The organism is Plastoroseomonas hellenica (assembly GCF_018129085.1).
GTDB classification, from domain to species: domain Bacteria; phylum Pseudomonadota; class Alphaproteobacteria; order Acetobacterales; family Acetobacteraceae; genus Plastoroseomonas; species Plastoroseomonas hellenica.
Genome location: NZ_JAAGBB010000006.1, coordinates 100,767 through 123,995, shown reverse-complemented (window position 1 = coordinate 123,995; position 23,229 = coordinate 100,767). Strand labels below are relative to the sequence as shown.

At 67.9% G+C, this 23,229-nt stretch carries 19 protein-coding genes; 2 read left to right on the top strand and 17 right to left on the bottom strand.

Going from position 1 to position 23,229, the window contains the following annotated elements; all coding sequences use genetic code 11:
• The first annotated feature begins 268 nt into the window (after positions 1-268).
• Complete coding sequence (locus GXW71_RS06835) at positions 269-5,482, top strand: matrixin family metalloprotease (RefSeq protein WP_211851666.1); 5,214 nt, start codon at positions 269-271, stop codon at positions 5,480-5,482.
• A gap of 168 nt (positions 5,483-5,650) precedes the next feature.
• On the opposite strand, the gene GXW71_RS06830 is transcribed toward GXW71_RS06835, so the two are convergent.
• From GXW71_RS06830 to GXW71_RS06805, 7 genes are all read right to left on the bottom strand, one after another.
• Entirely contained in the window at positions 5,651-6,721 is a 1,071-nt protein-coding gene (locus GXW71_RS06830) for a toxic anion resistance protein (protein WP_211851665.1), read from the bottom strand.
• On the bottom strand, positions 6,718-7,494 hold the full coding sequence (locus tag GXW71_RS06825) for a hypothetical protein (RefSeq protein ID WP_211851664.1): 777 nt from the start codon (positions 7,492-7,494) through the stop codon (positions 6,718-6,720). Before GXW71_RS06825 ends, GXW71_RS06830 begins: the two co-directional genes overlap by 4 nt.
• Before the next feature lie 5 nt (positions 7,495-7,499).
• Positions 7,500-7,622, bottom strand: coding sequence for a hypothetical protein (locus GXW71_RS35135; protein ID WP_281417301.1), 123 nt, complete (start codon positions 7,620-7,622; stop codon positions 7,500-7,502).
• Positions 7,623-7,708: 86 nt separating this feature from the next.
• On the bottom strand, positions 7,709-8,263 hold the full coding sequence (locus GXW71_RS06820; RefSeq protein ID WP_211851663.1) for a GNAT family N-acetyltransferase: 555 nt from the start codon (positions 8,261-8,263) through the stop codon (positions 7,709-7,711).
• On the bottom strand, positions 8,260-8,841 hold the full coding sequence (locus GXW71_RS06815) for a helix-turn-helix domain-containing protein (protein WP_211851662.1): 582 nt from the start codon (positions 8,839-8,841) through the stop codon (positions 8,260-8,262). The genes GXW71_RS06820 and GXW71_RS06815 overlap by 4 nt, the downstream gene beginning before the upstream one ends.
• Positions 8,842-8,951: 110 nt before the next feature.
• Positions 8,952-10,529, bottom strand: coding sequence for a DHA2 family efflux MFS transporter permease subunit (locus GXW71_RS06810; RefSeq protein ID WP_211851661.1), 1,578 nt, complete (start codon positions 10,527-10,529; stop codon positions 8,952-8,954).
• A gap of 12 nt (positions 10,530-10,541) precedes the next feature.
• The gene (locus GXW71_RS06805; protein ID WP_211851660.1) at positions 10,542-11,681 is read right to left on the bottom strand and encodes an HlyD family secretion protein; all 1,140 of its coding nucleotides are present in this window, start codon (positions 11,679-11,681) and stop codon (positions 10,542-10,544) included.
• A gap of 129 nt (positions 11,682-11,810) precedes the next feature.
• Between GXW71_RS06805 and GXW71_RS06800 the strand changes: the two genes are divergently transcribed.
• Positions 11,811-12,467, top strand: a complete 657-nt coding sequence (locus GXW71_RS06800; protein WP_211851659.1) for a TetR/AcrR family transcriptional regulator — start codon at positions 11,811-11,813, stop codon at positions 12,465-12,467.
• Between the two features lie 10 nt (positions 12,468-12,477).
• On the opposite strand, the gene GXW71_RS06795 is transcribed toward GXW71_RS06800, so the two are convergent.
• The 10 genes from GXW71_RS06795 to GXW71_RS06750 all read right to left on the bottom strand — a co-directional run bounded on the left by GXW71_RS06795 (position 12,478) and on the right by GXW71_RS06750 (position 23,212).
• Entirely contained in the window at positions 12,478-13,176 is a 699-nt protein-coding gene (locus GXW71_RS06795; RefSeq protein ID WP_211851658.1) for a metallophosphoesterase, read from the bottom strand.
• On the bottom strand, positions 13,173-14,048 hold the full coding sequence (locus GXW71_RS06790; RefSeq protein WP_367615867.1) for an ABC transporter permease: 876 nt from the start codon (positions 14,046-14,048) through the stop codon (positions 13,173-13,175). Before GXW71_RS06790 ends, GXW71_RS06795 begins: the two co-directional genes overlap by 4 nt.
• Positions 14,049-14,116: 68 nt before the next feature.
• Positions 14,117-15,064 carry an ABC transporter permease gene (locus GXW71_RS06785; RefSeq protein ID WP_211851656.1) on the bottom strand — a complete coding sequence of 316 codons (948 nt, stop codon included), beginning with the start codon at positions 15,062-15,064 and terminating at the stop codon, positions 14,117-14,119.
• Between the two features lie 11 nt (positions 15,065-15,075).
• Positions 15,076-16,581, bottom strand: coding sequence for an ABC transporter substrate-binding protein (locus tag GXW71_RS06780; RefSeq protein WP_211851655.1), 1,506 nt, complete (start codon positions 16,579-16,581; stop codon positions 15,076-15,078).
• On the bottom strand, positions 16,578-17,630 hold the full coding sequence (locus GXW71_RS06775) for an ABC transporter ATP-binding protein (RefSeq protein ID WP_211851654.1): 1,053 nt from the start codon (positions 17,628-17,630) through the stop codon (positions 16,578-16,580). Before GXW71_RS06775 ends, GXW71_RS06780 begins: the two co-directional genes overlap by 4 nt.
• Positions 17,627-18,613: an ABC transporter ATP-binding protein gene (locus GXW71_RS06770; protein ID WP_211851653.1), complete on the bottom strand. Its 987-nt coding sequence runs from the start codon at positions 18,611-18,613 to the stop codon at positions 17,627-17,629. Before GXW71_RS06770 ends, GXW71_RS06775 begins: the two co-directional genes overlap by 4 nt.
• A gap of 125 nt (positions 18,614-18,738) precedes the next feature.
• Positions 18,739-19,737 carry a branched-chain amino acid ABC transporter permease gene (locus tag GXW71_RS06765; RefSeq protein ID WP_211851652.1) on the bottom strand — a complete coding sequence of 333 codons (999 nt, stop codon included), beginning with the start codon at positions 19,735-19,737 and terminating at the stop codon, positions 18,739-18,741.
• 3 nt (positions 19,738-19,740) lie between these two features.
• Positions 19,741-20,625 (bottom strand): branched-chain amino acid ABC transporter permease, encoded by an 885-nt coding sequence (locus GXW71_RS06760; protein ID WP_211851651.1) that lies wholly within the window; start codon positions 20,623-20,625, stop codon positions 19,741-19,743.
• 34 nt (positions 20,626-20,659) lie between these two features.
• A complete protein-coding gene (locus tag GXW71_RS06755) occupies positions 20,660-21,892 on the bottom strand; it encodes an ABC transporter substrate-binding protein (protein WP_211851650.1) in 1,233 nt (410 codons plus the stop codon).
• An 84-nt stretch (positions 21,893-21,976) separates the two neighbouring features.
• A complete protein-coding gene (locus GXW71_RS06750; RefSeq protein WP_211851649.1) occupies positions 21,977-23,212 on the bottom strand; it encodes an ABC transporter substrate-binding protein in 1,236 nt (411 codons plus the stop codon).
• Positions 23,213-23,229 lie beyond the last annotated feature (17 nt).

The window sequence follows — 23,229 nt, the reverse complement described above, 5'->3', positions numbered from 1 at the left end:
CTGCCCCAATCTCGCGGGGCACGGCAGGCAGCGTCAATCACCGGTTGATCGACCACTCCAATGATGAAGCAGGGTGCCGTGACTAGGAAAACGCGCCTGCGTTCTCCTAAGCCTTTGTTGAGCTTTCCGATTTTAGGATCTGCTCAATTGGCGACCCGCTTCGACGACACGCGAGAACTGGTGCCTCGCCATACGGCAACTGCCCGCCGTACTCTCTCGCCCCGTTTGGCCACGCCGCCCACGCATCCGCGACAAGGACAAGAAGAAGATGCGCATCAAGCCCGATCAGATCGTCAACGGCTTCGACAGCGTCTTTTATCTGTTGGCCTATCCGGATGCGGCCGCTTCTGGCGTCGATCCCCTCACGCACTTCAATACCGTCGGCTGGAAGGAGGGGCGGCTGCCGAACGGCTTGTTCGACACCGCGTATTACCTTTCCCTGTTCGCGGATATCGCGGCGGCAAATGGCAACCCGCTTCAGCATTACCTTGCGTTCGGCTGGAGGGAAGGACGCGATCCGTCCCCGTTTTTCGACACCAGCGCCTACCTCGCCGCCAATCCTGACGTCGCCGCTGCGGGCGTAAACCCCCTGCTGCATTTCCTCGACACCGGCATGTTCGAGGGCCGGGCGATCTCCGGCTCTCCGTCGCCTACGACCGGCAGCGACTACCTCATCGGGACAGCAGGTTCCGACACGATCAATGCCGGCGACGGCAACGACATCATTGCCGCGCTCAAGGGAGACGACACGGTAGACGGCGCAGCCGGCACGGATACGGCGCGCTTCTCCGGCAAGTTTGCCGACTACGTGATTACGTTTGACGGCGCTCAGGTGATCGTCAACGGCCCCGAAGGCTCCGACAGGTTCAGCAGCATCGAACGCTTTGCGTTCAGCGACGTGACCTTCGACCGCACCATCCCCGGCACCAATCCGTTGATCGACGATTTCTATTATTATGCATTGAACACGGACGTTTGGGCGGTAGGCGTGGACGCAGGCGCACATTTCGCCGCGTCCGGCTGGAAGGAGGGCCGTAACCCCAATCCGATATTCGATAGCAGCTACTACCTGCAGAACAATCCGGACGTCGCGGCCGCGGGTGTGAACCCGCTTGAGCACTATCTGGCTTTTGGCTTCAAGGAAGCCCGGGACCCTTCGGCGGCATTCGACACCTCCGCCTACCTGGCCAGTAATCCCGATGTTGCAGCCGCCGGCATCAATCCGCTGCTCCACTATCTCACCTTTGGCAAGGCCGAAGGCCGTTCGCCGGAGGGCAGCGTGCAAACCAGCGTGGCAACGCTGGAGGACGGCGACCACGTCTTTTCGTTGAACGACTTTGACTTCGGGAATCTCGCTTCCGTTACGAGTGTCACCATCGATGCGTCCGGCGTCGCCAATGGCACCCTGTTTCTGGATGCCAACGGCGACGGCAGCATCGAGAGCGGCGAGGCGCTCAGCGGCAGCGGCAATGTGGTCTCGGCCGCGGACATCGCGGCGGGCAAGCTGATCTTCCGCCCGGCGAACGGCGCCAACGGCGACGCCTCCGCGAGCTTCGGTTACAAGGGCTCCGACGGCGCCAGCGAGTCCGCCCAGGGCAGGATGGCCGTGAACGTGACGCCGGTGAACGACGCGCCCGGCTTTGCGCTGTCGACCTCCGTCACGGGTTCGAATGAGGACGCAGGCACCCAGACCGTCTCGAATTTCCTGACATCGATTTCGACAGGACCCGCGAACGAAAGCGGTCAAGCGATCTCGTTCGTGGTGAATGCCTCGAACCCCAGCCTGTTCGCCATCGGACCAACGATCGACGCGAGCGGCACGCTGCGTTACACGGCGGCAGCCAACGCCAGTGGCACGACGACCGTGACGGTCTTCGCGCAAGACAATGGCGGCGGCGCCAATGGCGGCCACGACGCATCGCCGTCACAGGTCTTCACGATCGAGATCCTTGCGGTGAACGACGCGCCGGTGCTCGATGCCTCGAAGGCTCCGAGCCTTGCCGCCGTGACCGAGGATGCAGCCGCGCCGTCCGGCGCGGTCGGGACGCTGGTGTCGAGCCTGGTCGATCTCGCATCGTCCTCGGGTGGATTGGACAATGTCACCGATCCCGACGGAGCATCTTTCGGCATTGCGTTGACGGCGACCGACGCGGCTGATGGCACTTGGTACTATTCGCTGAACGGCGGCGCGAGCTGGTCCGCTGTGGGAGCCGTGAGCGACGCCTCCGCATTGCTCTTGGAAGCGAACAGCAACACACGGCTCTATTTCCATCCGAACGCGGATTTCGACGGCACGGTTTCGAACGCCATCACGTTCCGCGCCTGGGACGGAACTTCCGGTGCCGCTGGCTCGAAGGTCGCGACGGCGGCCAATGGCGGCTCGTCCGCATTCTCCACCGAGACCGACACGGCGAGCATCACCGTGACAGCCGTCGGCGACGCGCCGGTGGTCGTGGCAGGAGGATCGCTGGCCTACACCGAAAACCAGGCCGCCACCGCGATCAACGCCACGCTGACTGTAGCGGACATCGACTCGGCCACGCTGACCGGTGCTACCGTGTCGATCAGCACCGGGTTCGTGTCCGGCGAGGACGTTCTTGGCTACGTCAACCAGCCCAGCATCACCGGCACATACGACGCATCGAGCGGCGTTCTGACCCTGACCGGCACGGCGAGCGTTGCCGACTACCAGGCGGCACTGCAGTCGGTGACCTACAGAAATTCGAGCGACGCACCCACCGAAGCTGCGCGGACGATCTCTTTTCAGGTCAATGACGGCTCTGCCAGCAGCACGGCGGCGACGACGACCATCAATGTCACGGCTGTGAACGACGCACCGACGGTGACGACGACGGGCGGGAGCACGGCGTACATCGAAGAGCAGGCCGCGGTTGTGGTGGATGGCAGTATCGTCATCGGCGATAGCGACAGCGCGAGCCTCAGCGGCGCTCATGTCACTATCAGCGGTAACTGGAACACCGACGACGTCTTGTCCTTCACGCCTGTCGGCAACGTCACGGGCAGCTACGATCCCCTCTCCGGCGTGCTGACGCTCACTGGCGTCGACACCGTCGCGAACTACCAGTTGGCGCTGCGTTCGGTGACGTTCGCCAATACGGTCACGGGCGACATCGACACGGCCCCGCGGGGTGTCGATTTCGATGTGACCGACACCGATCTCGCGACCAGCAGCCTCGGCTTCAAGCAGATCGACGTCGTTCAGGTGAACGATGCTCCGACCCTGGCGGCCGCCGCTGATGACCCGCCTTACACCGGCGTAGCGGTCGACCTGTTCGGCTCTCCGACGATCGCAACTGTCGAGGCCGGCCAGACCCTCATCAAGCTCGTGATCACCGTGAGCGCAGTCACGGGGACGGACGAGAGCCTGTCGATCGACGGATCGACCGTGAACCTGACCGATGGCTTCGGCTTGACGACGGCGGGCCATGGCTTGACGGCGCTTGTCGCGGTCGACGTGAATGGCCTTGCGACTGTCACGCTTGTCCACGCGCCCGGCATCTTGCCGGCCGACCTTCAAGGCATCATCGACGGCATCACCTATTCGAAGACGGCGCCGGCAGGCAATGAGGCTGCGCGCACCATCACCATCGCCGAATTGCAGGACAGCGGCGGCACGGGGAATGGCGGCGACGACTCGTCGTCCCCGAACCTCGTTTCGACGGTCGGCTTCAACCAGCCGCCGACGATCAGTGTCGACGGCGCCATCGCCTACACGGAAAACGATGCGGCCACTGTGGTCGATGCTTCGATCACGATGACCGACCCAAACCCTGGCGACAACATCGAGGGTGCGGTGGTCAAGATCGCCGCCGGCTTCGCTGCGGGTGAGGACGAACTTGCCTTCGATACCGGATTGGCGACGGGCTTCGGCATCACCGGAAGCTTTGTCGGCGACACGCTGACGCTGAGCGGTTCCGCCACCGCGGCCCAATACGAGCAGGTGCTCGAGACCGTCACCTATTTCAACAACAGCCAGTATCCCACCGACGGAACGCGCACGATCAGCTTCTTGGTCAATGACGGCTCGGTGGACAGCCTCCCCGATACCGCCACCGTGACTGTCGCGTCGGTGAACGATGCGCCGGTGAATCTGGTGCCAGCCGAGGTGCAGACGGTTCTCGCAGGGGGCACGCTTGCCTTCAGTCAATTGAATGGAAACCGGATCTCGATTTCCGACCTCGATGCCCTGAGCGAGGATGGCACCGTCACGCTCGCCGTAACCTCCGGAACTCTCACACTTGGTGTGACAACGAATGTTTCGGTGGCCGGCAACGGCACCAGCTCCCTCGAGGTTACCGGTTCGGCCGCGGATATCGCCGCTGTGCTCGACTCCTTAAGCTACAATGCGGGGGCGAGCGGCATTCACACCCTCACGATCACCGCCAATGACAACGGCAATTCAGGCACCGGTGGATCTCAGCAGGATACGGACACGATCCAGATCGTGGTGATGAATCCGGCAGGTGGCGGAGGACCGCAACTCGATCTCGACTTCAACGGTAATCACCCTGGAGTAGAGGCCACAGGCTACGGGACAGCCTTCCTCGAAGGAACGTCGCCAATCCCGGTGGTTGACACCGACGTTACCGTAACTGGCTCACCCGAGTCGGCAATTGTGACCTTGGTGAACAGGAAATTAGGTGACGTTCTGAGGGTTGATGGTCAATCAAACAGTGGAATTCTGGAATATAACTCCGGAGATGACGTCATTGGTTTTTCGATCGACACGTCAGCTCCGGGCAGGATCACGATCACATTCGTCAGCATACTTGGTTTCCCAAGCCCCAGCGATTATGAGGACGCGCTGACGAAGATCTCGTTCAGCAACGCGAGGACTGACCTGGACACCACCGACCGTGTACTGACCTTTGTGCTGAACGATGGGGCGAGTGACAGTAACACTGCGATATCAACCGTCGAGATCACTGCGGTCAGCAACCTTCACGCAGCGAATGCCGAGGAGAACTCAGGCGCGACCGCGCCTGGTGATCTTGATGTTGCTGAATTGGGTGCGGTCTTTGATGCCGCCGTTGCGCGCTGGCACGCCGTCGGACTGTCGCAAAACCAGCTGGCGGAACTGGATGACCTTGATTTTGCGATCGCGAATCTCGCGGGATCGACCCTCGGCGAGTACAGCCAGGGCAGGATCAAGATTGACGTCAATGGGGCGGGACACGGCTGGTTTGTCGACGCAACGCCCCTCGACGACATCGAGTTCGCCCATGTGCTATCGGCGGGAGGTTTGCGGGCCACTGCCGGTGAAGACATCGCAAGTCATTTTGATCTGCTCACTGTCGTCATGCACGAGATCGGCCACGCACTGGGTTTCGGTCACACCGAAGGCGGGGATGGATTGATGTCGTCCGAACTTGGCGCCGGCGAGCGCTGGTTGCCGGACGTCGCGGCCGCGCCGCATGGCCCGGCGTTGGTATCCCATGAGGACACGTTGCTGGTTGGCTAGAGCATTTTCGTTCGCTTGGGCTCACTTCAAATGCTCTAGCCCTTTGTTTTGGCGAGCAGATTCACGCCTCCGGGCGATTCCGCCCTTCGGCGATCTGCTCTAGGTGATGGGGTCCAGGGCATGCCTCCATGCCCCGGCGGTGGTTTCAGAGGGCGGCGCGCCCTGACCTCAGGCCGTCGGGCGCGCGCCTGGCTTGGTCGCCTTCGCCGCGACCAGCGCGCGGCGGATCTCCGCCTCGGCCGCCTCCAGCTCCTTCGCGGCGGTCGCGCGGCCGGCTTGCGCTTCCTCGGCGATGCGCAGGCTGTCTTCGATGGTCGCGACCAGCGCCGCATTCGCCTGCTTCACCGCGGCGATGTCGAAGACCCCGCGCTCGAGCTGGGTGCGCGCCTCGGCATTGCCCTGGCGCAGCCGTTCGGCATTCGCGGTCAGCAACTCGTTGGTCAGGTCCGTCGCCTCCTTCAGCGTCCGCCCCGCTTCCCGCATGCGCCCGATCGCCAGCGCCTGAGCGAGCTGCTGGCGCCAGAGCGGCACGGTATTGGCGATCACGCTCTGGATCTTGGCGGCCAGCGCCTTATCGTTCTCCTGGATCAGGCGGATCGAGGGCAGCGCCTGCATCGCCACCTGCCGGGTCAGGCGCAGGTCGTGGATGCGCCGGTCCAGCTCGTCGCGGGCGGCGCGCAGGTCGCGCAGCTTCTGGGCGGCCACGGCGTCGCCCCCCTCGACCTGCTTCACCATCGCCGGCACGCCTTCGGCATCGACGCGGGTCAGCACCACCTCGCCGGCGGCGATATGATCGCCGAGGGCGTGGAACCATTCGAGCGTCGCGCCATAGAGGCGCTCCAGCTTCTCGACATCCTCGAGCAGCCGGGTGCGGTGGGTGTCGAGCCGGTCTCCGACCTGCTCCACCTGGCCGCGGATATCCTCGTAGCGGGCGACCACCGCATGGGTCTCGCTGGCGGCGCGCTGGAAGATGCGAGCGAAGAGGCCGGGCTTCTCGCCGAGCGAGCCGACATCGAAGCCGCGCAGCGTGCCGAGCAGGGATGCGAGCGTCGTCCCCGCCTCCCCGGCTTCCCGGTTCCGCGCGCCTTCCAGCATGGCGTCGGCGGCGGAAGTGGCGCGGTTCTGCGCCTCCTGCCCGAAACGCAGGATGGAGCCGGGATCGGCGATGTCGAGCTGCTGCGCCAGACGCTCCACCTCGGCGCGGCGTTCGGCGGTGTCGGTGGTGACGACGTCGCTCATCGATAGCCTTCCTCACGCAGACGGTCGGACAGCACTTTAACCTGAACCTCGAGCGCCGCGCTCTCCTCGGCGCGCAGATGGGCACGGAGCTCGCCAGCCTGCCGCTCCAGTTCCTCGAAGAGCGGGCCAAGCGCCGCCGGCGGCTCGGCGCCCGCGACCAGCCGCTCCTGGATGCGGTCGAGCCCGTCCAGATGCACATTGAGGAAGCGCCGCGCCAGCGGCAGCCGGTCCGGCCGCGCACGCAGATCGTCGAGCACGCCGCCCATGGCATCAGCGACGCGGGCCAGCCGCGGCTCGGGCAGGCGCGCCGCGGCATCCCGCAACCGCGTGAGGCGCGCCGCGGCATCGGCGATGAGGAGTTGCTCGGGCGGTGGCGCCGGGGGTGGTGGCTCTGGCTCGGGCGGCGGCGCGGGTGGCGCCACTTCCTGGAAACTGCCGTCGTAGAGCAGCCGCATGCCGGCCCAGGCACCGAAGCCGAAGATGATGCCGGCAGGGCCGAGCCCTGCCGCCATCCCGGCGGTGAGCCCGGCCGCGACGCCGGCCAGCACGGCAGCACGGCGGATATCGCCCGCCCGACCGCGGCGCAGCCGCATCACGGCGAGGAAGACCAGGCCGATCCCGAGCGCCGCGCCGGTGATCCTGTGCGGTCGCCCCCGGAAGATCTCGATCACCAGGTCGAGCCAGAGCGGCGCCACGAAGATGGGCAGCCCGAGGCCGCGCACGCCGTCGCGCCAGCGCTGCAGGGTGCCGCCCCAGCCCTCGCTGCGGGACATCTCCATCAGCGGAACAGCGCCACGACCGCCGGCACCCCGAGGCAGAGGCCGAGCAGCCAGAGACCAAGCAGCCGGCGGAAGGGCGCGGGCAGCGCAGCCAGGAAGGGGCGATCGTTGCGGGCGTTCATCACAGGAAGCTAGATCGGAAAGCCGGGGCGCACGATCAAGTGCGCCGCGATGACAAGGCTGGAATCCGATGCCGGCGGGGCGGGAATCAGCCGGCGCAGCGGGACCAGGCGCCATGCGGCGCCAACACTTTCCGGAACAGGGTGGTCTCGGCCAGGCGGCCATCCGGCCTGAAGGCATGGTCCGGGACCCGGCCGACCTCGATCCAGCCGCAGCTCCGGTACAGCCTGTCGCCGGCGCTGCCGGTCTCGGTGTCGAGCATCAGCAAGGTGCGGCCGGCAGCGCGGGCCGCGTCCTCCGCTGCGGCGAGCAGGCGGCGGCCGAGGCCCTGCCGGCGCGCCGAGGAGAAGACCAGCATCTTGCCGATCTCGGCACGGTGGGGCGCATTGGGCTGCTGCGCGTGGATCAGCATGACCGTCGCCACCAGGCGGCGGCCATCGTCGCCGACGAGGAGCCGCTTGCTGCCATCAGCGATGCCGGGCAGTTGGCCACGCCAGTAGGCATCCGCCTCCCCCCACGAGAACCCCGCCATGAAGTTGACCGAGGCGCCGTGGGCCACCGCATCCACGAGGATGTCGGCCAATTCGCCGAGCCGCGCCTCCGCTTCGATGGCGTCGAGGGCACGGATGGTCAGCGCCGTCATGGCCGCGCGGCTCCATGGCTGATGATGACCGCATAACGGGTCGGCTGCGCGGTCGGGTTCCGGAACAGGACCGGGCTGCCAAAGCGCATCACGAGGCAGTCGCCCCGCCCGAGACGGAAGGGCTCCTCCCCGAGCACCAGCTCCAGCGTGCCGTCCAGCACCCAGACGTGCTGGTCGGTGCCGGCCACGCGCTGGTTGTCGAAGGCGACGCTGCCCCCCGGCGGAAACTCCACCTCCACGATATCGACCGCCGAGCCGCTTCCGGATGGAGAGACATTGCGGCGCAGGTAGCCGCTGGCGGGGTCGCACCAGATGGGCTGCTCGGCCCGGCGGGCCAGCGGGCTGGCCGGCCGCTCCGCGCCCTCGAAGAGTGCCGACAGCGTGATGCCGAGCCCGCCGCAGATCTTGTTCAGGAGCTGCGCGGTCGGGCTCGATTCACCGCGCTCGATCCGCGACAGCATGGCGCGGCTGACATCGGCCTGATGCGCGAGGCCATCCAGCGTCAGGCCCCTCTCCGTGCGCAGCTCGCGGACGCGCGTGCCGATACGGTCATCGATGTCAGCGTCGGCGATGCTCATATAGGCACCATACATTCCATTATAATGGAATCAAGCCGAAGAAGCGGCTCCGGCGGGACGGCCACTCGGCCCGTCCCGCCGGAGCCCTCCAGGGCGGCCGGCGGCGGCCTTCAATGGGCGCCGCCGCCGGCCCCCGCCTTCGGCTGCCGCAACAGGAAGACCAGCGGCATGGCAAGGAAGAACAGGATGCTCATGACGATCAGCACGTCGTTGTAGGCCAGTACCAGCGCCTGCTGGTCCACCAGTGCCTGCAGGCGCTTGAGCGCCGCGCCCTGCGCCTGTGCTGCGCCGAGTTGCGGGGTCAGCGCGGCGGTCGCGTTCTGCAGCCATTGCGTCGCGGCGAGACGCCCGGAGCTCACCGCTTCCGCCAGGTGCAGCGAATGCGCGGCCCCGCGCTCCGTCACCAATTGGTTGATCATCGCGAGCCCGACGGCGCCGCCGAGGTTGCGCATGAGGTTGTAGAGGCCGGAGGCGTTCTTGAGCCGCGCCGGCGGCAGGGTGCCGAGTGCGACCTGGTTGACCGGCACCATCACCATCATGGTGCCGACGCCGCGCAGCGCGAGCGGCCAGGCCATCTGCGGAAAGCCCGACTGCGAGGTGAGTTCGGCCGTCATCCAGAGCGCGATGCCCATGATGCCGAGGCCGAGCAGCAGCACGATCCGCACATTCATCCGCTGCGCCATCTGGCCGACGATGGGTGCCGCCAGGAACATCGCGAGACCGGTCACGAACATGGTCTCGCCGATCTGCAGGCTGTTGAAGCCGCGGATACGCCCGAGGAAGAGCGGGATCAGGTAGACCGAGCCATAGAGCCCGATGCCGACCAGGAAGGCGAAGAGGCTGCCGATCGCGAAGTTCCGATCGGCATAAGCGCGCAGCTCCACGATCGGCTCGCGGCTGGTGAAGGCGCGCCAGAAGAACAGGATGCCGGCGACGCTGCCGATCACCGAGAACAGCAGGACCGTCTCATCCTCCAGCCACTCCCAGCGCGGCCCTTCCTCCATCACGTATTCCAGGCTGCCGAGGAAGACCGCCATGAAGCCGAGGCCCCACCAGTCGAAGCGGTCGAGCAGGCTGCGGTCGCCGCGGTCGATGTCCATGATCGTCCAGACCACGGAGGCGACCAGCAGCCCGAAGGGCACGTTGATCAGGAACAGCCAGTGCCAGGAGAAGGTCTCGGTCAGCAGCCCGCCGAGCGTCGGCCCGATGGTCGGCGCCAGCGTCGCAGTCAGGCCGATCAGCACCGAGATCCGGATGCGCTGCCGGCCGGGGAAGAGGATGAAGGCAGTCGCGAAGACCGTCGGGATCATCGCGCCGCCGAGGAAGCCCTGCATGGCGCGGAAGGCGATCATCGCCTCGAGCGAATTGGCCATGGCGCAGGCCAGCGAGAAGACCGTGAAGCCGAGCGCCGAGATGGTGAACAGCACGCGCGTCGACAGCAGGCGCGACAGGAAACCCGACAGCGGGATCATGACGATCTCCGCGATCAGATAGGAGGTCTGGATCCAGGAAGCCTCGTCGGGGCTCGCCGCGAGGCCGGCCTGGATGTCAGAGATGCTCGCCGAGACGATCTGGATGTCCAGGATCGCCATGAACATCCCGAGCACCATGACCATGAAGCCCAGGAACTTCTTGCCAGAGACGGCGGGCGGGTCGGCGGCGGCCGCGCCCATGGTGGTGGCGGACATCGCCCGCCTCCCCTATCGGCCGAGGCCGATGGCCGCGGCGGCGGCGGCGAGGAAGCCGGTCGGCGCGTTCGGATCGTCGCGCGTGTCGACGCGCGCCTCCACCGACAGGCCGGGGCGCAGGACGGAGGGGTCCTGGCCGGGCGCCAGCGCGATGCGGACCGGCACGCGCTGCACGATCTTGGTGAAGTTGCCGGTGGCATTCTCGGGCGGCAGCAGGCTGAACAGCGCGCCGGTGGCCGGCGCCAGGCTCAGCACCGTGCCGCGCAGCTCATGCCCGCCGGCATCGAGCGTCAGCGTCACCGGCTGGCCGGGATGCATGCGCACGAGCTGGGTTTCCTTGAAATTCGCCGTCACCCATTGGCGGGAGGGCGGCTGCGCCACCGCGATCAGGTTCTGCCCCGGCATCACATGGGCGCCGATCTGCGCGGTGCGGTTGCCGGCGACACCAGCGAAAGGCGCACGGATCAGCGTATAGGACAGGTTGTTCTCGGCGAGCGAAAGCTGCGCCGCCGCCTCGGCCCGACGCCCCTCGGCGGTGGCGAGCTGCGCTTCCAGCACCGGAAGCTGGGCGCGGGCAGCGTCCGCGGCCGCACGCGCGGCCGCTTCCGAGGCTTCCGCCTTGCGGCGGTCGGCGAGCGTGCGCTCCGCATTCTCACGGCTGCCGAAGCCCGATTGCGCCAGGCTGCCATAGCGCGTGGCATCGGCGATGGCGCGGATGCGCTCAGCCTCGGCCTGCGTCACCTGCGCATCGGCGGAGGCGATCTGCGCGCGCTGCTGGCCGATCTGGGCGCGGGTCGTGGCGATCCCGGCTTCGGCCTGCGCGAGCGCGGCGGCGGCGGAATCGCGCCGCGCGCGCCAGTCACGCTCCTCCAGCCGGATCAGCGGCTGGCCGGCCTCGACGGTCTGGTTGTCGGCAACCAGCAGCTCCGCGACATCGCCCTCGATACGCGCGCTGAGCTGGGCGATGTCGCCCTGCACGTAAGCGTTGTCGGTCGATTCCATGTAGCGCCCGACGCGGAACCACCAGTTCCCGCCGAACGCCAGGATCAGCACCACGGCCAGCAGGATGGCAATGCGCAGGAACCGCCGCCGAGGAGGCGCGGTTGTGGAACCCAGCGTCTCCGCCGGGGAATTGGGGGTGGGTGCATTCATCGGACTGAACCGTTCAGTTCAATATCGTTGAAACCGCAACATGGTCTTCGTGGTGCACCGCGTCAAGCCAAAACTAAACGGTTCAGTTTTTCCCTTGCATGGCTGGTATCCAATGCCCATCCTAGCGTCATGTCCGCTCTTCTCTCCCTGCCGGAAGCCGCCACCCCTGCCCCCAACGCCCGCAAGCCGGGCAAGCTGCACGCCATTCTGCGCGCCGCCGGTGAGCTGTTCCTGGCGGAGGGCTATGCCGCGGTGTCCATGGATGCCGTCGCCAAGCGCGCCGGGATCTCCAAGGCCACGCTCTATGCCCATGTGCCCAGCAAGGAGGCCCTGTTCGGCGAAGTCGTCGCCCGCCGTTGCGCCGATATGGCGGAAGGCATGGACCGCGTCGCCGTCCACGACCTGCCGCTGCCGCAAGCGATGCGCGCGCTGGCGCGGTTCTGGCTGAAATTCGTGCTCAGCCCGGAATCGCTCAGCGTCTACCGCACAGTGATCGCCGAGGGTGTCCGCTTCCCCGACCTGGCGCGTTCCTTCTTCGAGGCCGGCCCGGCCCGGGGCCAGGTGCATATGCGGAACTGGATGGCCGAGGAGCAGCGGCGCGGCCGCCTGCGTGCCGACCTCGATCCGCGGCGCGCCGCCGTGCAGTTGGCCTCGCTCGTGCGGGGCGAGCTGTTCACCCGGGTGGTGCTCGGCATCACCCCCGAGCCCACGGATGCCGAGCTCGACGAAGCCGTCGATCCCGCGGTGGACACGCTGCTGCGGGCCTGGGCAGCGCCCGAAGCCTGACCTCCGCGCGTCAACGCGCGCCCATCAGCCCGAAGCGTTCGCCTTCGAATACCGCGCAGGTCAGCGGCCCGCCGCTCCAGGCCGCGGTGTCGAGGGCGATGCGGTTCGCCTTCACCACCGGCGCGAAGCCCGCGGTATGGCCATGGACCACCACGAAGCCATGGTCCTGCTCGCTGTTCAGGAATTCGTGGCGGATGCCCATCAGGTCCAGCGGGTCCTGCGCTTCCAGCGCCACCCCCGGCCGGATGCCGGCATGGACGAAGAGATAGCCGCCGGCACGGTGGTGCAGCGTCGTGCCCTCCAGGAAGGCGCGCTCGGCCGGCATCGGCACCCAGCCCTGCGGCGCCTCCGCATCCCAGCCCCAGCTCGCGACCGTGTGACGCCCCCCGCACCAGAGCCATTCCGCGACCGCACCCGCATCGCCGGTCAGGGCGGCCAGCATCATATCCTCATGATTGCCGCGGAGATGCAGCGCCGGGCATGGCGAGCCCGCCATGAGGTGCCGGACCACGCCGCGCGGATCGGCGCCCTTGTCGACGTAATCGCCGAGATGCACGAGCAGCGGTGCCGCGCAGGGGCGCGCCTCCAGGTCCGCCGCGATCATCCCGTGCAGCGCCCGCAGCTTGCCGAGCGCGCCATGAATGTCGCCGATCGCGTAGATGCGGCTCCCTTCCGGCACGGCAGCGGGAGCGTCCTTCCAGTCGATCATCGCTTGTCGCTGCGCGGGTCCAGCGCATCGCGGAGCCCATCGCCCACCAGGTTGAAGGCCAGCACCACCAGGAAGATCGCAAGTCCGGGGAAAACCGCAAGCCAGGGCGCCTGGGTGAGGAAGCGCTGCGCGCTGTTCAGCATCGACCCCCAGGAAGGCTCCGGCGGCTGCTGCCCGAGGCCGAGGAAGGAGAGCGAGGCCTCCGCGATGATCGCCTCGGCGATCGCCAGCGTCGCCTGCACCAGCAGTGGCGGCACGATGTTCGGCAGCACATGCAGCAGCCCGATCCGCCAGGGCGGATTGCCGAGCGCGCGGGCCGCCTCCACCCAGTCGGTCGCCCGGGCATCGAGCGCCATGCCGCGCGCCAGGCGCACGAAGACCGGGGAGGCGCTGATCGCGATGGCGATCATCGCATTCTCGAGCGCCGGCCCCAGGAAGGCCGCGAGCGCGATCGCCAGGATCAGGAAGGGCACCGACAGCATCGCATCCGCGACGCGGCTGATCAGTGCATCCACCCAGCCACCGACGAGCCCCGCGAGCAGGCCGATCGGAACCCCGGCCAGCAGCGCGACCACGACCGAGATGGTGCCGGCCATCATGCTGGCACGCGCGCCCCAGACGACGCGGGAGAAGACGTCGCGCCCATTCTCGTCGGTGCCGAACCAGTATTGCAGCGACGGCGCGCGGCGGATCGCGGACCAGGACGTGGCATTGGGATCGGCGGTCGCGACCAGCGGCGCCAGCAAGGCGACCGCGGCGAAGACCAGGACCACCACCGCACCGAAGACCGCGAGCCGGTGGCGCAGGAAGCGGCGCAGCGCCCGCCGGCCAGGACTTTCGGCAGCGGGTGCGACGGCCGGGCTTTCGATCACGGCGCTCATTGGCTGGCGCGGCCGATTCAGATCTGCGCGCCCTCCGGCGCTCCGATCATCGGACGCGCTCATGCCTGCCGCAGCCTCGGGTTGATCGCCATGTAGAGCAGGTCGGCGACCAGGCTCAGCCCCACAAAGATCAGCGCGGTCGCCAGCACCACGCCCTGCACCACCGGATAGTCGCGGTTGAAGACGGCATCCACGATCAGCTTGCCGAAGCCCGGGATGGTGAAGATCTGCTCGGTCAGCACCGCGCCGGCCAGCAGCCGCCCGAACTCGATGGTGCCGAGCGTCACCACAGGGATCAGCGCGTTGCGCAGCGCATGCTTCCAGACCACCACCCTCTCCGTCAGCCCCTTGGCGCGCGCGGTGCGCACATAGTCCTGGCTGAGCGCGGTCAGCATCGCCGCCCTTGTGTGTCGCATCAGCACGCCGGCGATCCCGCTGCCGAGCACGAAAGCCGGCATGATGGTGGTCGAGACCGACTGCCAGAAATCCTCGGTCAGCGGGACGTAGCCGGACGGCGGCAGCCAGCCGAGCTGCACCGAGAAGAGCAGGATCATCATGATGCCGAGCCAGAAATTCGGCATCGAAATCCCGAACAGCGCGATGCCATTGGCCAGCCAATCCGCGGGACGGTCGCGATGGGTGGCCGAGAGGATGCCCATCGGTACCCCGATCAGCACCGCGATCAGGAAGGCCATGGAGGCGAGCTGGAAGGTCACCGGCAGCTTCTGGAGGATGAGCCGCGCCACCGGCTCCCGGATGCGCCAGGAGAAACCGAAATCGCCGGTCACCACATTGCCGACCCAATGGAGGTACTGCACATGGAGCGGCCGATCGAGCCAGAGCTCGGCGCGGATCTGGGCCAGCACCTGCGGATCGCCGCGCTCCTCGCCCGCCAGGATCAGCGCGGGGTCGCCGGGCATGAGCTGCTGCAGGCCGAAGATCATCACCGACAGCAGGATCAGCGTCGGGACGACCTGCGCCAGCCGTCGTGCAAGCCAGACGAGCACTGCCGCGCGCCCTATTGCAGCCGCATGTCCTGCAGCCGCACCAGCCCATCCGGCACCGGCAGATAGCCGATCAGGCGCGTACTGTGGATCATGATGTTCTTGCGGTGCCAGAGATAGATCCGCGACACGTCCTCGGCGACCGCGATGCGCATGATGTCGGCATAGAGCGCACGGCGCCGCTCGACATCGAGCTCGGTGCGGGCAGCGTCCAGCAGCCGATCGGCCTCCGGGTTGGAATAGCGTCCCTCGTTCTGGCCGGCGCCGGTCCGCATGAACTGATAGGTGTTGCCATCCGGATCCGTGCGCCCCGACCAACCCGTCAGGAAGGTCTGGTATTCCCCGCGCACCGAGGATTGCAGGGCCGAGGCATATTCGGTCGCCCGCAGCCGCAGCTCGAAGCCGGCTTCCCGCACCATCGCCTGGATCACCTCGCCGACCTGCCGCAGGTCGGGGTTGTTCGGGACGGTCATCTCGATGGCGACAGGGGACGTCACCCCGGCCTCGCGCAGCAGCGCCCGCGCGCGCGCCACATCACGCGCAGGGGGCGCGAAATCGCGCACGTGGTAAGGATTGGCCGGCGGCAGCGGCTGGCGCGTCGGCGTGTACATGCCTTCGTAGACCACCTGATTGATCGCAGCGCGGTCGATCGCCAGATCGAAGGCGCGACGGACGCGGGCATCGCGGAACGCCGGATTGGCGCCGCTGCCATTGGCGATATTGATGGTGATGCCCTGATAGCCGAGCTCCTCGACCGGCACGACGCGGAGGTTGCGGCTGCGCTGCGCAGTGCGCACGTCGTCCGGCTCCATCCGCTCGCCGAATTCGATGGCGTTGGATTGCAGATTGGCCAGGCGGACATTGTTGTCCGGGATCGGCGTGTAGGTGACGCGCTGGAAATGGATGCGGGCGCGGTCCCAGTATTGCTCGAAGCGCTCGGTCACGATCCGCTCCTGCGCGATGCGCTCGACGAAGCGGAAGGGGCCGGCGCAGACCGGGTTGGCGCCGAAATTGCGCCCCGCCGCTTCCGCCGCGCGCGGGCTCACGATCATGCCGGCGCGATCCGTCAGCGTGGCGAGGAAGGCGGCGGAGGGGTTCTTCAGCCGGATCCGGACGGTCAGCGGATCCACGATCTCGATCGCCTCGATCTCGCTGATCTCGCTGCGGCGGAAGCTGCCCTGCATGGTCAGGTGCCGGTTCAGCGAGTAGACGACCGCCTCGGCATTCATGCGCTCGCCGTCATGGAACTGCACGCCGTCGCGCAGCGTGATGCGCAGCGTCTTCGGGTCCTCCCAGACGTAGCCGGTGGCGAGCTGCGGCACGACATCCAGCCGTTCGTTGATGTCGAACAGCTTGTCGCACAGCGCCATGTAGACGATGCGCCCGACATAGGTGCGCGACAGCGTCGGGTCGAGGATGTCAGGATCCTCGCGCAGCCCGATGCGCAGGTTCTGCGCCGCGGCTCCCTGCGCGGCGAGCAGGGCGGCGAGGACGAAGGCGGCTTTCCAGCGGCGCATCATGGCATGGCTCCCGTTTGGGCAGGCGGCGGACGGAAGAAGGCTTGCAGGCGGCGCAGCCGCTCGCCGCCGGGATCGGCCTCGCGCAGCGGCGCCGCCGGCGGCAAGGTATCGGCGAAATGGCACGCGGCGCGGTGCCCGGCGCCCAACAGCAGCGGGACCTCCGCGCTGCAGCGCGCCGCCGCATGGGGGCAGCGGGTATGGAAGCGGCAGCCCGGCGGCGGCGAGATCGGGCTCGGCACATCGCCTTCGAGCGGCGGCGCCGCCGTCCCCTGCCCCGGCACCGCGGCCAGCAGCGCGCGGGTATAGGGGTGGCGCGGGTTCGCGAAGACCTCGGGCGCCGGGCCCTCCTCGACGATGCGGCCGAGATACATCACCGCGACCCGGTCCGCGATGTGGCGCACCACGCCGAGGTCGTGGCTGATCAGGATGAAGGTCAGGCCGAGGTCGCGGATCAGGTCCTGCAGCAGGTTCACCACCTGCGCCTGCACCGAGACATCGAGCGCGCTGACGGGCTCGTCCCCGATCACCAGCTTCGGCCCGGAGGCGAGTGCGCGGGCGATGGCGATGCGCTGGCGCTGCCCGCCGCTGAACTCGTGCGGCCAGCGCCGCGCCAGCTCCGGCCGCAGTCCCACGCGGACCAGCATCTCGGCCACCCGGTCGCGGATGCGCGCGCGGGGCACGGTGCCGTGCAGGATCAGCGGCTCCGCCACCGCGTCCTCGACCGTCATGCGCGGGTCGAGGCTGGCGAAAGGATCCTGGAAGATGATCTGCATGTCGCGCCGGCGGGCGCGCAGCGCCGCGCCCGACAGCCGCCGCAGATCCTCTCCCTGGAAGCGGATGGCGCCGCGATCGGGCTCGATCAGCCGGAGCGCCACCCGGCCGAGCGTCGACTTGCCGCAGCCGGATTCGCCGACGATCGCCAACACGCCACCCTCCGGCACGCTGAGCGAGACGCCATCCACCGCCCGCACCGCCCCGCGCGAGCGGCCGAGCGCATCCCGCACCGGGAAGTGCTTCTCCACATCATCGAGTTCAAGCAAGGGGGTCACGCCGCCCCCAGCACCTGCGCGAGCGGCGCACGCCAGCAGGCGGTCATGTGCCCGGGCGCCACCTCCGCGAGCGGCGGCGGCTCCGCCACGCAGCGCGTGATCGCAAAAGGGCAGCGCGGCGCAAAACGGCAGCCGGGCGGCGGATTGCGCATGTCGGGCACCGTGCCCTCGATGGAGGCAAGCCGTCCCTCCCCGCCCGTGAGCCGCGGCGCCGCGCCGAGCAGGCCGACGGTGTAGGGATGCTCAGGGCGGGCGAAGAGCGTCGCGGCCGAAGCGCGTTCCACGACGCGGCCGGCATACATCACCGCCACATCCTCGGCATGGTCTGCGACCACGCCGAGGTCGTGGGTGATCAGCACCACCGCGGTTCCGGTCTCCCGCTTCAACTGCCCGAGCAGCGCCAGGATCTGCGCCTGCACCGTGACGTCGAGCGCGGTCGTCGGCTCATCGGCCAGCAGCAGACGCGGACGGCAGGCCAGCGCAATCGCGATCATCACCCGCTGCCGCATGCCGCCCGAAAGCTGATGCGGATATTGCCGGGCGCGCCGGGCTGCATCCGGGATGCGCACCCGCTCCAGCATCGCGACCGCTTCCGCGAAGGCCGCCGCCGGGGCCAGGCCACGATGCACGCGCAGCGCCTCGGCCACCTGTTCGCCGGCGGTGAAGGCCGGGTTGAGGCTGGTCATCGGTTCCTGGAAGATCATCGCCATGGCGCCGCCGCGCCGCGCGCGCAGCGCCTCCGGCGGCAACGCCAGCAGGTCCTCGCCGTCCAATGCGATATGCCCACCGACCCGTGCGGAACCCGGCAGCAAGCCCATCACCGCCAGCGCGCTGACCGACTTTCCCGACCCGCTTTCACCGACCACCGCGAGCGTCCGCCCCGGAGCGACCGAGAGCGAGACGCCGTCCACGGCGCGCAGGCTGCCGCGGTCGGTCGCGAATTCGACCGACAGGTTCTCGATGGTCAATGCCGGCACTGTCATGGGGCGCCACCATCCCACCAACGCTGGAAACCGCAAGGCCTGGAAGGCTGCTCACCGGGCACCGCCCGCCCGGTTCCGCCCAGGATCACGGCAGGGCTGCCCGCGGAACGATCAGCCCCGGGAGGTCAGAGCTTCACCCGCAGCCGCGCCGCGATCTCGCCCAGGATGCCGCGCCGGAAGGCCAGCACGCAGGCCACGAAGATGCCGCCCTGGATCACCGTCACCCAGGCGCCCATCTCGGCCAGGTAGTTCTGCATGGTGACGATCACGGCCGCCCCCACCACGGGGCCAAAGACGGTGCCGAGGCCGCCCACCAGCGTCATTAGGACGACCTCCCCCGACATCGCCCAGTGCACGTCGGTGAGCGTCGCGATGCCGAAGACCAGCGACTTGGTGGCGCCGGCGACGCCGGCCAGCGCCGACGACAGGATGAAGGCCACCAGCTTGTAGTCGTCCGTGCGATAGCCGAGGGAGGTGGCGCGCGGCTCATTCTCCCGGATCGCCTTCATCACCTGGCCGAAGGGCGAATGCACGATGCGGTGGATCAGCAGGAAGCCGATCAGGAAGACGGCGGCGACCACCCAGTACATGGAGAGGTCCGGCGACAGGTCGATCAGCCCAAACAGCTTGCCGCGCGGGATCGCCTGGATGCCGTCCTCGCCGCCGGTGAAGGGCGCCTGCACACAGAAGAAATAGACCATCTGGGCGAGCGCCAGGGTGATCATCGCGAAGTAGATGCCCTGGCGGCGGATCGCGATCCAGCCGAACACCGCGCCCAGGCCCGCCGCCACCGCGCCACCCGCGAGGATCGCGAGTTCCGGCGACAGGCCCACCACCTTCGCCATATGGCCGGCGATATAGCCGCCCATGCCGAAATAGGCCGCATGACCGAAGCTCAGCAGGCCGACATAGCCGATCAGCAGGTTGAAGGCGCAGGCGAAGAGGCCGAAGCAGAGCAGCTTCATCAGGAAGACGGGGTAGAGCCCGGCGAAGGGTGCGCCCACCAGGAAAGCCAGCAGCAGCAGGAAGGTCAGGAATTGGGGCTTGGTGAAGCCGAAGGCGCCCTGGGCCGCCGTCCGCTCCTCGGGCAGCGTCGGCACGGCGGCGGTGTTCTGCGAGGCCATGGGTCAGGCCCTCCCGAAAAGGCCGGCGGGGCGCGCCAGCAGCACGATCGCCATGATGACGAAGATGACGGTGGCCGATGCTTCCGGCCAGAAGACCTTGGTCAGCCCCTCGACGACGCCGAGGCCGAAGCCGGTGATGACCGAGCCGAGGATCGAGCCCATGCCGCCGATCACCACCACCGCGAAGACCACGATAATGAGGTTCGACCCCATCTGCGGGTTCACCGAATAGATCGGCGCCGCCAGCACCCCGGCCAGCGCCGCCAGCCCGACGCCCGCGCCATAGGTCAGCGTCACCATGCGCGGCACGTTGATGCCGAAGGCCTGGACCAGGGAGGCGTTCTCGGTCGCCGCCCGCAGATAGGCGCCGAGCCGCGTCTTCTCGATCACGATCCAGGTCGCGAGGCAGATCACCAGGGCGAAGGCGACCACCCAGCCGCGATAGACCGGCAGGAACATGAAGCCGAGATCCCAGGCGCCGGAAAGCTGCGGCGGGATCTGGTAGGGCAGCCCGGAGGAGCCGAACTCGTTGCGGAACAGGCCCTCCACGATCAGCCCGATGCCGAAGGTCAGCAGCAGGCCGTAGAGGTGATCCAGCTTGTACAATCGCCGGATCATCAGCCATTCCATGAGCACGCCGGTGGCACCGATGATGATCGGCACCAGGATCAGCGCCACCCAGTAGTTCAGCCCGACCCAGTTGAGCAGCATCCAGGCCGCGAAGGCGCCCATCATGAACTGGGCGCCATGGGTGAAGTTGATGATGTTGAGCAGGCCGAAGATGACCGCGAGGCCGAGCGAGAGCATGGCGTAGAAGGCGCCGTTGATCAGGCCGAGCAGCAACTGCCCGAAAAGCAGCGGCGCGGGTATGCCGAAAATCTCGTCCATCGCGATCTACCGTCTCCGTTCAGGAAGGCACGAGTTAGGAACGCACAAGCGGGCAATTGCCCTCGGCGAGCGGACGGAACGCCTCCTCGGCCGGGGTGGTCTGCAGCAGCTTCATGTAATCCCAGGGGCCGCTCGACTCACCCGGGGATTTCACCTCGAAGAGGTAGGAGGGGATCAGCACCCGCCCGTCCTGGCGGAGCGTGCCGCGGCCGAAGGCTTCATCCTCGATCGGCATCGCCTTCATGCGGTTCAGAACCTCGATGCCCGAAGCCTTGGACGCCGGCACGCCCATGTCCGCCACCGCCTTCAGGTAGTGCAGCGTGGCCGAGTAATTCCCCGCCGTCACCATGTTCGGCATGTGCCGGTTGTTGAGCCGCGGCTGCACGCGGCGCGAGAAGGCGCGGCTGCGGTCATTGAGATCCCAGTAGAAGCTCTCCGTCATCACCAGCCCCTGCCCGGTCTCGAGCCCGAGGCCATGGACATCGGCGATGAACATCAGCAGCGCCGCGATCTTCACGCCGCCGCGCCGGGTCAGCCCGAATTCCGCGATCTGCTTGATGCTGTTGATGGTGTCGGCGCCGGCATTGGCCAGCCCGATGACCTTCGCCCGGCTCGCCTGCGCCTGCAGGATGAAGGAGGAGAAGTCACTGGTCGCCGGGAAGGGATAGCGCACCTGCCCCATCACCCGGCCGCCGGCGGCGCGCACGAAATTCCCGGTGTCGCGTTCCAGCGCGTGGCCGAAAGCGTAGTCGGCGGTGATGAAGAACCAACTGTCGCCACCCGCGCGTACCATGGCGCCGCCGGTCGACTTCGCGAGCATGTAGGTGTCATAGACCCAATGCGCCGTGTTCGGGCTGCATTGCGGGCCGGTGAGGTCGGAGGTCGCGGCGCCCACATTGATGTAGGCCTTGTTCTTCTCCCGCGCGACATTGTTCACCGCGAGCCCGACCGAGGAGGTCGGCACGTCGAGGATCATGTCGACGCCCTGGTCGTACCATTGCCGCGCCAGGTTGACGCCGACATCCGGCCGGTTCTGATGGTCGGCGCCGATCACCTCCACCGTGAAGCCGCGATTGCCGAATTCCTGCGCCGCGATCTGCGCCATGATGACGCCGTTAGGCCCGGCGATGTCGCGATAGGGCCCGGACTGGTCGTTCATCACGCCGATGCGGATGGTGTTGGCCTGCGCGCGGGCGCGCGAGAGCGGCACCGGCAGCATGGCCGCCGCTGCACCCGTCGCCAGAAGACCGCGTCGTGTGGTCGTCATATCGTCTCGTCTCCCTGTATTTCATGGCCGGCCGGCTGGCGCCGGGCGGGATGTGTCCCCCGCTCCGGCGCAGCGGCGGTCGGGTCAGCCGCGCACGATCGGGCAGGCGCCGTCCGCGAGCGGCCGGAAGGCCTCCTCCGCGGTCACCGTCTGCAGCAGCTTGTAGTAGTCCCAGGCGCCGCGGCTCTCAGAGGGCTGCTTCACCTCGAACAGATAGGCCGGATGCAACTTGCGCCCGTCGGGGCGGATGGCGCCGGCGCCGAAGGCGTCGTCATCGGTCGGCATCGCCTTCATGCGCGTCACGGCGTCGGCGCCGGAGGCCTTGGCGGCCGCGACGCCCATCTCCTTCACCGCCTTCAGGTAGTGCAGCGCCGCCGAGTAGCAGCCCGCCTGCACCATCGTCGGCGGCTGGTTGCCCGGCATGTTCGCACGCACCCGCTGGGTCAGGGCGCGGGTGCGGTCATTGAGATCCCAATAGAAGGTCTCGGTCAGCACGAGCCCCTGCGCGGTCTGCAACCCGAGCGAGTGCACGTCGGTGATGAAGACCAGCAGGCCGGCGAGCTTCACGCCGCGCCGGGTCAGCCCGAATTCGGCCGCCTGCTTGATGCTGTTGATGGTGTCGGCGCCGGCATTCGCGAGGCCGATCACCTTGGCGCGGCTCGACTGCGCCTGCACCAGGTAGCTGCTGAAATCGGTGGTGCCCGGGAAGGGCGTGCGCACGGATCCGAGCACGCGGCCGCCGGCGGCGCGCACGAAATTCGCGGTGTCACGCTCCAGCGCATGCCCGAAAGCATAATCGGCGGTGATGAAGAACCAGCTGTCGCCGCCCGCCCGCACCATCGCGCCACCGGTGCCCTTGGCGAGCATCCAGGTGTCGTAGGTCCAGTGGACGGTGTTCGGCGAGCAGGCTGGCCCGGTGAGGTCCGAGGAGGCCGCGCCGGAGTTCAGGTAGACCTTGTTCTTCTCACGCGCGATGCCGGCGACCGCGAGTGCCACCGAGCTGGTCGGCACGTCGAGGATGGCGTCCACGCCGTCACGGTCGAACCAGGTGCGGGCGATGGTCGAGCCGACATCCGGCCGGTTCTGGTGGTCGGCCTGCACCACCTCGACATTGAAGCCGAGGCTGCCGAGTTCGGCGATGGCCTGGCGCACGCAGATGGTGGAGCCCGGGCCGGACAGGTCGCGATAGGTGCCCGACTGGTCGTTCAGCACGCCGATCTTGATGGTGTTCGCCGCCTGGGCACGGGCACCGGAGAAGGATGCGGGCCATGCGGCAGCGGCGGCGCCGGCGACCACAAGGCCACGTCGGGTCAGGTTCATCGGACAACTTCCCTCTT